Source organism: Cupriavidus plantarum (assembly GCF_905397285.1).
Classification (GTDB): domain Bacteria; phylum Pseudomonadota; class Gammaproteobacteria; order Burkholderiales; family Burkholderiaceae; genus Cupriavidus; species Cupriavidus plantarum.
On record NZ_CAJPUX010000001.1, the window covers coordinates 1,649,344 to 1,663,304 of the forward strand.

At 66.8% G+C, this 13,961-nt stretch carries 10 protein-coding genes; 7 read left to right on the forward strand and 3 right to left on the reverse strand.

What is annotated here, in order from left to right:
• Nucleotides 1-39 precede the first annotated feature (39 nt).
• The 5 genes from prpC (at nucleotide 40) to KHP16_RS07605 (ending at nucleotide 6,911) form a co-directional block, all read left to right on the forward strand.
• Nucleotides 40-1,194, forward strand: coding sequence for a bifunctional 2-methylcitrate synthase/citrate synthase (gene prpC / locus KHP16_RS07585; RefSeq protein WP_211959883.1), 1,155 nt, complete (start codon nucleotides 40-42; stop codon nucleotides 1,192-1,194).
• A 57-nt stretch (nucleotides 1,195-1,251) separates the two neighbouring features.
• Nucleotides 1,252-3,846, forward strand: coding sequence for a Fe/S-dependent 2-methylisocitrate dehydratase AcnD (acnD, locus tag KHP16_RS07590; protein WP_115952346.1), 2,595 nt, complete (start codon nucleotides 1,252-1,254; stop codon nucleotides 3,844-3,846).
• A gap of 26 nt (nucleotides 3,847-3,872) precedes the next feature.
• Nucleotides 3,873-5,066 carry a 2-methylaconitate cis-trans isomerase PrpF gene (gene prpF, locus KHP16_RS07595; RefSeq protein WP_115952347.1) on the forward strand — a complete coding sequence of 398 codons (1,194 nt, stop codon included), beginning with the start codon at nucleotides 3,873-3,875 and terminating at the stop codon, nucleotides 5,064-5,066.
• A 280-nt stretch (nucleotides 5,067-5,346) separates the two neighbouring features.
• Nucleotides 5,347-6,468: an asparaginase gene (locus KHP16_RS07600; protein ID WP_109581008.1), complete on the forward strand. Its 1,122-nt coding sequence runs from the start codon at nucleotides 5,347-5,349 to the stop codon at nucleotides 6,466-6,468.
• A 179-nt stretch (nucleotides 6,469-6,647) separates the two neighbouring features.
• A complete protein-coding gene (locus KHP16_RS07605) occupies nucleotides 6,648-6,911 on the forward strand; it encodes a DUF1289 domain-containing protein (RefSeq protein ID WP_109581007.1) in 264 nt (87 codons plus the stop codon).
• A gap of 49 nt (nucleotides 6,912-6,960) precedes the next feature.
• Here the strand turns inward: KHP16_RS07605 and KHP16_RS07610 are convergent, their stop codons facing one another.
• From KHP16_RS07610 to KHP16_RS07620, 3 genes are all read right to left on the reverse strand, one after another.
• Nucleotides 6,961-7,659: a glutamine amidotransferase gene (locus KHP16_RS07610; protein ID WP_115952348.1), complete on the reverse strand. Its 699-nt coding sequence runs from the start codon at nucleotides 7,657-7,659 to the stop codon at nucleotides 6,961-6,963.
• Nucleotides 7,660-7,742: 83 nt separating this feature from the next.
• Nucleotides 7,743-10,208: a penicillin acylase family protein gene (locus KHP16_RS07615; protein ID WP_211959884.1), complete on the reverse strand. Its 2,466-nt coding sequence runs from the start codon at nucleotides 10,206-10,208 to the stop codon at nucleotides 7,743-7,745.
• 131 nt (nucleotides 10,209-10,339) lie between these two features.
• A complete protein-coding gene (locus KHP16_RS07620) occupies nucleotides 10,340-11,767 on the reverse strand; it encodes an aldehyde dehydrogenase family protein (RefSeq protein ID WP_211959885.1) in 1,428 nt (475 codons plus the stop codon).
• Between the two features lie 191 nt (nucleotides 11,768-11,958).
• On the opposite strand from KHP16_RS07620, the gene KHP16_RS07625 reads away from it, so the two are divergent.
• Both KHP16_RS07625 and KHP16_RS07630 read left to right on the forward strand, forming a co-directional pair.
• On the forward strand, nucleotides 11,959-12,507 hold the full coding sequence (locus tag KHP16_RS07625) for a hypothetical protein (RefSeq protein ID WP_211959886.1): 549 nt from the start codon (nucleotides 11,959-11,961) through the stop codon (nucleotides 12,505-12,507).
• A 117-nt stretch (nucleotides 12,508-12,624) separates the two neighbouring features.
• Entirely contained in the window at nucleotides 12,625-13,953 is a 1,329-nt protein-coding gene (locus tag KHP16_RS07630) for a hypothetical protein (RefSeq protein WP_211959887.1), read from the forward strand.
• Nucleotides 13,954-13,961: the final 8 nt, after the last annotated feature.

Genomic DNA, 13,961 nt, shown 5'->3' on the forward strand with positions numbered 1-13,961 from the left:
ACAGAGCGCCCTACCCCCAGCACAACCCAGGAGACCCCTATGTCCGAAGCACAACCGCTCGCCACGCCCAAGCCCAAGAAATCCGTCGCCCTGTCCGGCGTGGCGGCTGGCAACACCGCGCTCTGCACGGTGGGCCGCAGCGGCAATGACCTCCACTATCGCGGCTACGACATCCTCGACATCGCGGACACTTGCGAGTTCGAGGAAATCGCGCACCTGCTGGTCCACGGCAAGCTGCCGAACAAGGCCGAACTGGCCGCGTACAAGACGAAGCTGAAGTCGCTGCGCGGCCTGCCCGCGAACGTCAAGGCCGCGCTGGAGTGGGTCCCCGCGAGCGCGCATCCGATGGACGTGATGCGCACGGGCGTGTCCGTGCTCGGCACCGTGCTGCCGGAGAAGGACGACCACAACGCCCCGGGCGCGCGCGATATCGCGGACCGCCTGATGGCCAGCCTCGGTTCGATGCTGCTGTACTGGTACCACTACAGCCACAACGGGCGCCGCGTCGAAGTGGAAACGGACGACGAGACCATCGCTGGCCACTTCCTCACGCTGTTCCACGGCAAGACGCCGTCCAAGTTGTGGGAGCGCGCGATGCAGACCTCGCTGATCCTGTACGCGGAGCACGAGTTCAACGCGTCGACGTTCGCCGCGCGCGTGATTGCCGGCACGGGCTCGGACATGTACTCGTCGATCGCCGGCGCGATCGGCGCGCTGCGCGGCCCGAAGCATGGCGGCGCAAACGAAGTGGCGTTCGAAGTGCAGAAGCGCTACGACACGCCTGACGAAGCCGAGGCCGACATCCGCCGCCGCGTGGAGAACAAGGAAGTGGTCATCGGTTTTGGTCACCCGGTGTACACCATCGCCGACCCGCGCAACCAGGTCATCAAGGAAGTCGCGCGCAAGCTGTCGAAGGACGCGGGTTCGATGAAGATGTTCAACATCGCGGAGCGCCTGGAAACCGTGATGTGGGACGCCAAGAAGATGTTCCCGAACCTCGACTGGTTCAGCGCGGTGAGCTACCACATGATGGGCGTGCCGACCGCGATGTTCACGCCGCTGTTCGTGATTGCCCGCACGTCGGGCTGGGCCGCGCACATCATCGAGCAACGCATCGACAACAAGATCATTCGTCCCAGCGCCAACTACACGGGTCCCGAGAACCTGAAGTTCGTGCCGATAGAAAAGCGTTGAACCGAGCGCCGGGCCTGCCTTGCGCGGGCCCGGCCGGACGATAATCACCCCATAGCCATGAATACTGCCTACCGCAAGCGCCTCCCGGGCACCACGCTCGATTACTTCGACACGCGCGCCGCGGTCGAGGCCATCGAGCCCGGTGCCTATGACAGGCTGCCCTACACCTCGCGCGTACTGGCCGAGAACCTTGTGCGCCGCTGCGACCCCGCCACGCTGACCGCGTCGCTGCGCCAGATCATCGACCGCAAGCGCGACCTCGACTTTCCGTGGTTCCCCGCGCGCGTGGTGTGCCACGACATTCTGGGCCAGACCGCCCTCGTCGATCTGGCCGGCCTGCGCGATGCCATCGCCGATGCCGGCGGCGACCCCTCGCTCGTCAATCCCGTGGTGCCGACGCAGCTGATCGTAGACCACTCGCTGGCCGTCGAGTGCGGCGGCTACGACCCCGATGCGTTCGCGAAGAACCGGGCCATCGAGGATCGCCGCAATGAAGACCGCTTCGACTTCATCAACTGGACCAAGAAGGCGTTCCGCAACGTCGACGTGATCCCGCCGGGCAACGGCATCATGCACCAGATCAATCTGGAGAAGATGTCGCCCGTGATTCACGCCGATCACGGCGTGGCGTATCCCGATACCTGCGTCGGCACGGACAGCCACACGCCGCACGTCGATGCGCTCGGCGTGATCGCCATCGGCGTGGGCGGCCTGGAAGCGGAGAACGTGATGCTCGGCCGCGCGTCCTGGATTCGGCTGCCGGACATTGTCGGCGTGGAACTGACGGGCCGCCGCCAGCCCGGCATCACCGCCACCGATATCGTGCTGGCCCTGACCGAATTCCTGCGCAAGGAAAAGGTCGTCGGCGCGTACCTCGAATTCCGCGGCGAAGGCGCGAGCAGTCTGACGCTCGGCGATCGCGCGACGATCTCGAACATGGCGCCCGAATACGGCGCCACGGCCGCGATGTTCTTCATCGACGGCCAGACCATCGACTACCTCAGGCTCACGGGGCGCACCGACGAGCAGGTCGCGCTGGTCGAGACCTATGCGAAGACCGCCGGCCTGTGGGCGGACAGCCTCGCCAACGCCCAGTACGAGCGCACGCTGCATTTCGATCTATCGACCGTCGTGCGCAACATGGCCGGCCCGTCGAACCCGCACAAGCGCCTGCCGACGTCCGACCTTGCCGCGCGCGGCATCGCGGGCCAGTGGGAGGAAGTGCCGGGTCAGATGCCGGATGGCGCGGTGATCATCGCGGCCATCACGAGCTGCACGAACACCAGCAATCCGCGCAACGTGATCGCGGCCGCGCTGCTGGCGCGCAATGCCAACGCGCGTGGTCTCACGCGCAAGCCGTGGGTCAAGTCGTCGCTCGCGCCGGGCTCCAAGGCTGTCGAGCTCTACCTCGAAGCGTCAAACCTGCTGCCCGAACTGGAGAAGCTTGGCTTCGGCATCGTGGCATTTGCCTGCACCACCTGCAACGGCATGTCGGGCGCGCTCGATCCGGCCATCCAGAAAGAGATCATCGACCGCGACCTCTATGCGACGGCCGTGCTGTCCGGCAACCGCAACTTCGACGGCCGCATCCACCCCTACGCGAAGCAGGCGTTCCTTGCCTCGCCGCCGCTCGTGGTGGCCTATGCGATTGCCGGCACGATCCGCTTCGACATCGAGCGCGATGTGCTCGGTCATGATGCGGACGGCAAGCCGGTGACGCTCAAGGACATCTGGCCGAGCGACGAAGAGATCGATGCGATCGTCGCGCAGAGCGTCAAACCGTCGCAGTTCCGCGCCGTGTACGAGCCGATGTTCGCGCTGACCGTGGACAACGGCGAGACGGCCGATCCGCTGTACGACTGGCGTCCGCAGAGCACCTATATCCGCCGTCCGCCATATTGGGAAGGCGCGCTGGCCGGCGAACGAACGCTGCGCGGCATGCGGCCGCTCGCGGTGCTCGGCGACAACATCACGACGGACCATCTGTCGCCGTCGAACGCCATTCTGCTGAACAGCGCGGCCGGCGAGTACCTCGCCAAAATGGGCCTGCCGGAAGAGGACTTCAACTCGTACGCGACGCACCGCGGCGATCACCTCACCGCGCAGCGGGCCACGTTCGCCAACCCGACGCTGAAGAACGAGATGGTCGTGGTGGACGGACAGGTCAAGGCTGGATCGCTGGCGCGCATCGAGCCCGAGGGCAAGGTCACGCGCATGTGGGAGGCCATCGAGACCTACATGGAGCGCAAGCAGCCGCTGATCATCATCGCCGGGGCCGACTATGGTCAGGGCTCGTCGCGCGACTGGGCGGCCAAGGGCGTGCGGCTCGCGGGGGTGGAAGCGATCGTCGCCGAAGGTTTCGAGCGTATCCATCGCACCAACCTCGTCGGCATGGGCGTGCTGCCGCTGGAGTTCAAGCCCGGCACGAATCGCACGACGCTCGGCATCGACGGCACGGAGACGTTCGACGTCATCGGCGAGCGCAAGCCGCGGGCGGAACTCACGCTCGTGATCCATCGCAGGAATGGCGAACAGCTGGAAGTGCCCGTGCAGTGCCGCCTCGACACCGCCGAGGAAGTCTCGATCTACGAAGCGGGCGGCGTGCTGCAACGCTTCGCGCAGGACTTCCTGGAATCGGCGCAGGCCGCCTGACCGGGGCAAAAAAACAAGGACGCAACATGGCACACGCACCGCAAATCAAGATTCCCGCCACCTATTTGCGTGGCGGCACCAGCAAGGGTGTGTTCTTCCGCCTGCAGGACCTGCCCGAGCGCGCGCAGGTCCCCGGCGCCGCACGCGACAAGCTGCTGCTGCGCGTGATCGGCAGTCCCGACCCCTATGCCAAGCAGATTGACGGCATGGGCGGCGCAACGTCGAGCACGAGCAAGACGGTGATCATCTCGAAGAGCACGCGGCCCGATCACGATGTCGATTACCTGTTCGGACAAGTCTCGATCGACTCGCCGTTCGTGGACTGGAGCGGCAACTGCGGCAACCTGTCCGCGGCGGTCGGCCCGTTCGCGATCAGCAATGGCTTTATCGAAGCGGAACGTATCCCGCGCAACGGCACGGCGACCGTGCGCATCTGGCAGGCGAACATTGGCAAGACCATCGTTTCGCACGTGCCGATCACCGACGGCCAGGTGCAGGAAACTGGCGACTTCGAGCTCGATGGCGTGACCTTCCCGGCCGCCGAAGTGCAGCTCGAGTTCATGGACCCGGCCGCGGACGAACCCGACGCGGGCGGTGGTTCGATGTTCCCGACGGGCAACGTGGTCGACGACCTCGAGGTGCCCGGCGTCGGCACGCTCAAGGCGACGATGATCAATGCGGGGATCCCCACGATCTTCGTCGAGGCCGAGGCCATCGGCTACCGGGGCACCGAACTCCAGCGCGACATCAATAGCGACCCCAAGGCGCTGGCGATGTTCGAGGCCATCCGCACGGCGGGGGCGTTGCGCATGGGCCTGATCCAGGACGCGTCCGAGGCAAAGACGCGCCAGCACACGCCGAAGGTGGCGTTCGTGGCCAGGCCGGCGACCTACACGGCGTCCAGCGGCAAGACCGTGGAAGCGGGCGATGTCGACCTGCTCGTGCGCGCGTTGTCGATGGGCGTGCTCCATCATGCGATGATGGGCACCGCCGCCGTGGCGATCGGCACCGCGGCCAGCATTCCCGGCACGCTGGTGAACCTCGCCGCGGGTGGCGGGGAACGCGAGGCGGTGCGCTTCGGCCATCCTTCCGGCACGCTGCGGGTCGGTGCCGAGGCGAAGCGCGTCGAGGGCGAGTGGGTCGTGACAAAGGCGATCATGAGCCGCAGCGCGCGCGTGTTGATGGAGGGGTGGATCCGCGTGCCGGGCGACGCGTTCTGAGCCTGCTTTTCAGGGACCCGCGAGGTTCCGTCGGGGTGCCCGCGCGGTCGCCCCGTCCATTTCGGCTGACGCCGTTCCCCCCTGTCAGCCACAGGCGGACGTGCCCGCATTCGGCCGGCTTTATCACCACCCTGCGCCTCGACCTCGCCGATCTGGAATGACGCGCGGCGGTCGACAGGCATGGAGTCGCCGCGGCATATCCGCTATAGTTCTGGCTCCAATAAATCGGTGGCCGTGCGCTTCACGAGAGCGCGGGCCGCCGCTCACAAAGGAGGGGAACATGAACCGCAAGATCCGCGCAACGCTATTGTCCGCCGCACTGGTATCCGCATCGCTGCTGACCGCTACCGCCCATGCCCAGCTCGCACCGTCGGCCCAACCCGCGCCGCAGGCGGGCACCGCCGCCGAAGCCCGCAAGGCGAACATCGTCATCATCGGCACCGGCGGCACCATCGCCGGCGCGGGCGCCTCCGCCACCAACACGGCGGCGTATCAATCCGCCGTCGTGCCGGTGGACAAGATCATCGCCTCGGTGCCCGAGGTCTCGAAGGTGGCCAACGTCAAGGGCGAGCAGATCTTCCAGATCGGCTCCGAGAGCTTCAATAACGAGCGCCTGCTCAAACTCGGCAAGCGCGTGTCCGAACTGCTCAAGCAGCCCGACGTCGACGGCATCGTGATCACGCACGGTACCGACACGATCGAAGAGACGGCGTACTTCCTGAACCTCACGCTCAAGAGCGACAAGCCCGTGGTGGTAGTCGGCTCGATGCGTCCCGGCACCGCGCTCGGCGCCGATGGCGCGTTGAACCTGTACGACGCGGTGCTCGTCGCCTCGAACCCCGCCTCACGCGGCAAGGGCACGCTGGTCGTGCTCAACGACGAGATCCAGACCGGCCGCGACGTGACCAAGAGCAACACGTTCAAGACCGAGACGTTCCGCTCGCCGTTCGGCCCGCTTGGCTACGTGGTGGAAGGCCGCACGCTGTACTACCGCATTCCCGCGCGCCCGCACACCACGCAGACCGAGTTCGACATCGACCGCATCGACAGCCTGCCGGAAGTGGCGGTGGTCTACGCCTATGGCAACGTCAATCCCGCGAGCATCGATGCCGCGGTGAAAAATGGGGCGAAGGCGATCGTCTATGCGGCCACGGGCAACGGCAGCGTCGGCGACTACATGGTCGAACCGCTCAAGGCCGCGCGCGCCAAGGGCGTGCAGATCGTCCGTGCATCGCGCACGGGCAGCGGTGTCGTCATCCGCAACGGCGAGCAGCCCGACGACAAGTACGACTGGATCGTCACCGACGACCAGCTGCCGCAGAAGGCGCGCATCCTGATGGCCTTGGCGTTGACGCGTACCAACGATTCGAAGGCGCTGCAGCAGATCTTCTGGAAGTACTGACCCCCGCGGGGCAAGCCCCCTTCTCCGCAAGGGGGCTTGCCCGCGCAGGCGGCCAGCCATGATCCATGACGCGTATTGTCCGCGATGGCTCGATTCATCCCATGTCGGCGGGATGGATGCGGGGAAGCCACCGGTGCCAAGCCCGTATAATGCGGGACTGTTGTCACCCGATACGCCCGATGTCCGCAGACCCATCCACCACCGCCCCCCTCCCTGGTACCGCCTATCCGCAGGACGAGGCCCCGGGGCTTGCGCCTGACCGTCCGGACAGTCCCTGCATTGGCATCTGTTCGACGCTGTTCGACGAGATTTGTCAGGGTTGTGGCCGCACGGCCAGCGAGGTCAGCAACTGGGTCTTCTTCAGCGACGAGGAAAAGCAGGTCATCTGGGCCCGCATCACCGCCGAAGGCACTGCCCGCCGGTTCGTCAGAACCAAGGGGTGAGGGCTTAACGCTGGGGGACGCAGGCACCGAAGCACTGAGTGCGAGGCGGTCAGAGCCCCGCCCGCTCCAGCCAGCTTGCGAACATCGCCGCGCCCGCCGCCGCCACCGGCTCGCCAATCTCTCGTGTCCGCGCGCGAATCGTGCGCGGATCGATACCCGCCCTGCCCAGTTCGACCGTATGGCCGATGAGCCAGGTTTCGATATCGCCCGCACGCACCTCCGGGTGGAACTGTAGCGCCAGCACGCGATCGCCGATCGCATACGCCTGATGTTTGACGGCCTCGGTCGAGGCCAGCAGCGTCGCGCCTTCGGGCAGATCGAACGTATCGCCATGCCAGTGCAGCACCTGCCAGTCCGCCCGCGCGAGCGCAGCCAGCGGCGCTGCCTTGCCCGCGTCCGTCGGTACGATCGGCGCCCAGCCGATCTCGCGCGTCCCCGGATAGACCCTGGCGCCCGAGGCGCGCGCGATCAGTTGCGCCCCCAGGCACACGCCGATCACCGCACCACCGGCCTTCAGGCGTTCGGCAATGACCGCCACCTCCGCATCGAGCCACGGATAGATGTCCGACTCATACACGCCGATGGGCCCGCCCAGCACGAGCAGCAGATCGGCCGGATCGCGCGCGATCGGTGACAGATCGTCGACGCCGGCCTGAAATACGCGCAGCGTATGGCCACGCGACCGCAGCACGTCGCCGATGACGCCAGGATGTTCGAATGCCACGTGCTGAATCACGTCGGTACGCATGCAAGACTCCCCATCAAATTGTCCACCGCGTCGATGGTGCCACGGCCTTGTATCCCTTCTGTTTCACGCAATCTGCTGCGTGATCACGGCTGCCCGTCCTTTGGCCGCAGCACGAGCGTTTCGAATGCCTCCCCGCCGGGCGGCCGCGCGCGGCCTCCGATCACGATCGACTGCACCGCGGCCCACTTGTCGGTCCAGTCCCGATAGTGCGGCGACAGCGCATTGCCCGACTGTCCCGTCGAACTCATGAATCGCGACGCGGACAGGTCCGACAGATCGTAGATCGCACGCAGGCTCGCCGCATGCGTGCTCTCGAATGGCGCCTGCTCGTCGCGCAGGCTGTGGCGGCCCACGTCGATCGTGTACGTGTCGCCACCGGTCGGCACGCGGACATTGAACAGGCTCGACAGATACGGCACCTTGCCGAACGGCTTGTGCTCGGCGCGCGCGGTATGCGCATGGCCCCAGTTCCATTTGGCGGTGTCGGCGCCGTAGCGCGCGTCGAGATCGGCGATCGCGCGCGTCCATGCGAGGCCGATCGTCGCGGCGCAGGTCTCGCGCTCGGCCGTCTGCGTACTGTCGCACCAGTACGCGCCGAGACCCGCTGGGTCGCGCAGCGCGTTCATCATCGGCTGCTGCACGTTGCGCTGCTCCCACAAGCGCTGGAATTGCGCCTCGCCGACCTTGTCCTGAAACATCAGCCGCGACAGTTCGCGCAGCCATGCGGTCACCACCAGCGGCTCGCTGCGGCTGGCCAGCATGTTGCCATCCCACTTGCGCAGCGCGTCCAGCAACGCGCGCTCGCGCGCGGGCACGCGTGTGTCGCTGGCGACGGGCGCGGCGAGCAGCAGCGGTAAGGCCTCGCGCACGGCCAGCGACACCACGTCACGCTGGATCGCGGCAAAGCTGTCCATGGTATGACGCTGGGTGTCACCGAGCAGCGCGCGAATGCGGTCGTAGCGATACGGCACGGTCCACTCGCTCGTGAGGAAGTACGGATAGTCCTTGCCTACGATCTTCTGGTTCGCCGTGACGATCATGCCCTCCGGCGGATTGAAACTGCGCGGCAGCGCGTCGAACGGCACGAAGCCCTGCCAGTCGTAGCGGGCATCCCATCCGGGCGCGGGCGCGAGCCCCATGAGGTCGTTGTCCGCGCGGCGCACCGGCACGCGCCCCGGCGCGATGAAGCCGATGTTGCCATCCACGTCGGCGTACACGATGTTCTGCTGGGGCGCATGGAAGTTATGCAGCGCCGCGACGAAGGTCTCCCAGTTCGTCGCGAGCCCCAGCTTGTAGCTTGCCTCGAAGGTGCGATCGTCCGGCCGCAATGCCGTCCACTGGAATGCCACGACATACTGCGCGCCAAGCGGTTTGGCGGCGGTCGCGAGCGGTGCGACCACGTCGGATATCACGGGACCATGCCGCGTCGTCCGCACCGTCATCGTGACATCGGGCGCGTCCTTGACGTGGAGGATTTCCGTGCGCGTCTGGAAGGTGGCCCAGCCGTCGGGCGTCTGGTATTGGCCGGTCTCACCGGGACGCAGCCGCTCGATATACAGGTCCTGCACGTCGGGCGCGGTATTGGTGAAGCCCCACGCGATGCGCCGGTTGTGCCCGAGCACAACAATCGGCGCGCCCGGCAACGTGGCCCCCGTGACATCGAGGCCCGGCGCCTGCAGGCGCGCGAAGTACCACAGTGCGGGCGCCTGCAATCCAAGATGCGGATCGTTGGCCAGCAGCGGCTTGCCAGAGCGCGTATGCGCGCCGGACACGACCCAGTTGTTCGATCCCATGCCCTCGACATACCCCGCCGGCGCACGTTGCACGACCTGGGCCATCGCCGTCGCCATCGGCGCGAGCTGCCGATAGAGCGCGGCATAGTCCATCGTGCGCAGGGGCGCGTCGCCGGGGTACGGCGCGAGGATCTCGGCGATGCGCGCGGTAGACAGCTGCTGGGCGAGCCCCATCCGCAGCACCTCCTGCGTCCAGTTGCCGCCGAGGTCCCACGCCATCATGGTTTGCCAGCCAATGGTGTCGGCCGGCTCCCAATGCTCGGGCTGCGCGCGCAGGATGAGGAATTCAGGCGGCAGCGGGCCGCGCCGCGTATCGATATATGCGTTGACGCCGTCCGCATAGGCCTGAAGAATCGCGCGCGTCTCGGGCGATGCCTGCGCCACGATGGCCTCGGCATTGCGCCGCACGCCGAGCGTGCGCAGGAAGCGGTCGGTATCGAGGCCCTTCTCTCCGACGAGTTCGGCCACGCGTCCGGCGACGATGCGCTTGTTCATCTGCATCTGCCAGAGGCGATCCTGCGCATGCGCGAAGCCGAGCGCGTAGTAGGCATCCAGCGCGTTGCTTGCCTCGATGCGCGGCACCGCGTTGCGGTCCCGCACGATCACCACGCGGTCGCGCAACCCCGCCAGCTGCAGCGTGCCGGCGGTATCGGGTTGCGACGCTTGCCGGTACCACGCATAGCCACCGATCGACGCGGTCACAGCAATCACCAGCAGCGACACGAGCCACCAGGTCAGCCGTTTGATCCAGCGCATGGGATGTCCTTGTCGTGGAGGATGCCGGATTATCCATCAAATTCGTGGGCCATCCGCGCCACGGTCACGGGGAAGATGGCGAAGGCGCCTGTGGTGCCGCCTCGCGGCGCGCGGCACCATGCGGCCGCTGGCTACTGCTGCCTGCGCTGCAAGGCCTTGTACTCGAGAAATTCCTCGATGCCGTACACACCGCCCTCGCGGCCGTTGCCGGACTGTTTGAAGCCGCCGAAGGGCGCGTTCATGTTGAACGGACCGCCGTTGATATCGACCTGCCCCGTGCGCAGGCGACGCGCCACGCGCAGCGCGCGGTCCTCGTCGCCCGACCATACGCCGCCGCCGAGGCCATAGATGCTGTCGTTGGCGATGCGCACCGCATCGTCCTCCGAGTCGTAGCAGATGATGGAGAGCACGGGCCCGAAGATCTCTTCCTGCGCCACCGTCGCCTTTGGATCGACGTTCCCGAGCACGGTCGGGCGTACGTAGAAGCCGCGGTCGAGGCCATCGGGATTCTCCGGACCGCCCGCCACGAGTTCGGCGCCCTCGTCGATGCCGCGATGGATATAGCTGACCACGCGCTGCTTCTGTGCGGCGGACACCAGCGGCCCGAGCTTCGCCGAGTCCGTGAGCGGATCGCCCACCGTGAAGCCGGCCACGGCCTTGCGCGCGAGTTCACGCACCTCGTCGTACCGCGCGCGCGGTACGAGCATGCGCGTGTGCGCAGAGCAGGTCTGTCCCGAGTTCAGGAAACACGCGTTGACGGTGCCCTTCACGGCTTGCGCAAAATCTGCATCGTCAAGGATCACCGAGGCGGACTTGCCGCCGAGCTCCAGCGCCACACGCTTGACCGACTGCGCGGCAAGTTCCGATACGCGCTTGCCCGCGCGCGTCGATCCGGTAAACGACACCATGTCGACTTCGGGGTGGCTGGCCAGCACCTCGCCGACGACAGGTCCATATCCGGTCACGAGGTTGAACACGCCGGGCGGCAGCCCGGCAGCCTCGATGACCTCGGCCAGCACGAACGCATTGAGCGGCGCGACTTCCGACGGCTTGAGCACGACCGTGCAACCCGCGGCCAGCGCGGGCGCGACCTTCAGCGTGATCTGGTTGAGCGGAAAATTCCATGGCGTGATCGCGGCCACGACGCCCACGGGTTCGCGCACGACCAGCGAATTGCCGACCTGCGACTCGAACTCGAACTGCTCGAGTAGCCTGGCGGCCTGGCCCCAGTTATAGACCGGCCCGCCCACCTGGATCGCGCGCGCGAGCTTCAGCGGCATGCCGACCTCGCGCGCGATCAGCGTCGCGAGTTCCTCGGTACGGTCCTTCAGTCCTTCCGCGATCTTGCGCAGATACCCCACGCGGACGGCCACCGGCGTCGCGGCCCAGCCGTCAAAGGCGGCGCGCGCGGCGGCAATCGCATCCTCGGCATCGCGCGCATGGCCCTCGGGAATCGTGCCCATCACGGATTCGTCGCTCGACTGGATGACCTCGATCTGTCCGGAGGCGTGCGGTGCGACCCAATTGCCGTTGATGAAAAGCTTGTCTCGTTGCTGCATGGCCACAGTTCTCCTTGGAGGTGAATTGGCGTTGCAATGGTTTTATCGCGCAGCGTGTGTCAGTTTGCGGCGTAAGCGCCATTGTAGGCCCGTTTGAGACATCCCACTTTCGAGGGGGTGGGCAAACCGGGAGGGCCGGGCCCGCGCGGGCGATGCGATCATGCGGGAACAAAAATACAAAGGAGCGGGACATGGTCAACCCGGTGTATCACAAGACGGAAGCGGGACAGGAAGAGATTCGCACGCGCGCGCGCAAACTCGATCACAAGCTGCGCGCGCTGCTGCTGATCGTGAACGGGGAACGGAGCGAGTCGGCGGTGCTCGAGCAGGTAGCGGGGATGGGCCTGGGGCAGGAGGCGCTCGACACCCTGCTTGCGCTGGGACTCATCGCGCCAGCCGGGGACACCGCGTCCCTGCGGGATGCCGCGCCGGACGCGCCCGCCGTGCCTGCCATCGCACAGGATTCGACGGCGGCCTCACGCGCCGACGTAGCCGGCGGCGATGGGTATCGGGAGGTGTATCGCTTCTACACCGACGTCATCGGCCAGCATCTTGGCCTTCGGGGCTATGTGCTGCAGGTGAAGGTCGAGAAGGCCGCGACGCTGGTCGAGCTTGCCGCGCTTCGCGATATGCTTGGCGCGGCGTTGCACAAGGCCAAGGGCGAAATCACCGCGCACGTGATCATCGCCGAACTCGACGCGCTGCTGGCGCAACGCGGCGTGCTGGCGGTCGTGCGTTAGATCCGCACGATCCGCTCCGCTCGTTGGACCCTTCTCCCAAAATTGGAGGCGTTGCGATAGCCCGCGGCGCGCGGCAAGCGTACGGTGTGGCATCTCCCTGCCACTCGCCAGCCGCCCATGCCGCGTACCCGCCTGCCTGTCTCGCACCGTGTTCTTCCGGTACTGTTCGCGCTGGCGGCCGGCCACGCGCTGGCGCATGACACCTCGAACGGTGCCGTAAGCGCGATGCCTTGCGCGGCGGGCCAACTCGCGGCGTCGCTCCTCTTTCTCGACGCGCCGTGCGCCGCGCCCGTTGTCACGTCCGCCGAGCGGCCGGACATGGCAGACGCCTGCACGGCGGCGAACCCCAGCGCGCCCGATCGCCTGGCGCGTGGCGTCGATCAGCCACTGACGCACTGCGCGCGGCGTCTCGCGTGGATACTCGCGCTCTATGGGCAGATCACCCGGCACAACTGGACCGCGCCAGGTTACACGTGGCTCGCGCGGAGGTTCGACCAGCTGGTGCAACGCGCCCGCGCCAACGACCTGCTTTACGAGGACCTTGCGCCCGAATTGCAACAGGCCTTCATCGACGCGGTCCATGGCGCGCTGCATCCGGACGACGGGCCGGTTCCCTACGTGACCATCACGCCCGCAAGCGATCCGCGCATGCGGCAACCCATCTCCGCCGTTGGCGCGCTCGGCCTCGAGAGCGCCGCCGACCGGTATATCCCTTCCGTTGCTTCGCACACCGACGCGCTATTCTCGTACGGCCCACCACCGGTTGTTCGCATGGACGTGGATAGTCCCGCATCGATCGGTGTCTACGGGTGGGATCTTCGCCCGAGCTGGCCCGCGCCGGGTCCTCTGCTGCACTGGCGCGTCGGCGACGATGGGCCGGGCTGGCAACCCGACGCTGCGGCGGTGTTCACGTACCAGATCCTCGACACCAGTACCGCGGAACTCGTCAATGTGCCAGGCGGCGGACACGCGGGGCTCGGTCAAATCGTGGAAGTTCTCGACGGCTGGCGGCTCGCACCGTTCCAGCCCTATCGGGACGCAGCGTTGCCGGAAGGCATCCGTGCGCTGGCGGCCACCGCACGGGATGCCATCGCTCACGTGCGAGAGGCAGCCCGCACGCCATCGGCATTGGGACCGGAGCGACATGCCTTCGTGATCGTCCGTACCGGCAATCTGGTACAGGCCGTGCTGTATGGTTCGATTGGCAGGTTTGCACCCGGCGTCGCCGAGATCCATTCAATGGCTGTCCCCGCCCGCAACATGTTCCCGCGGCTGCCGCTAATGCCCGCCGAGTATCGGCGCGAAACCGCACGCGGGGCCGCCGCGCATGCCATCTATCGATTCGTTCGGCATGCGCAGGGCCATGGCGCGACGATGCTGCTCTATATCGGGCAGGACAGGCGCGAAGGATCTGCCGCTACGCCCGCGCCACACGACGCGCTATGACGCACGGC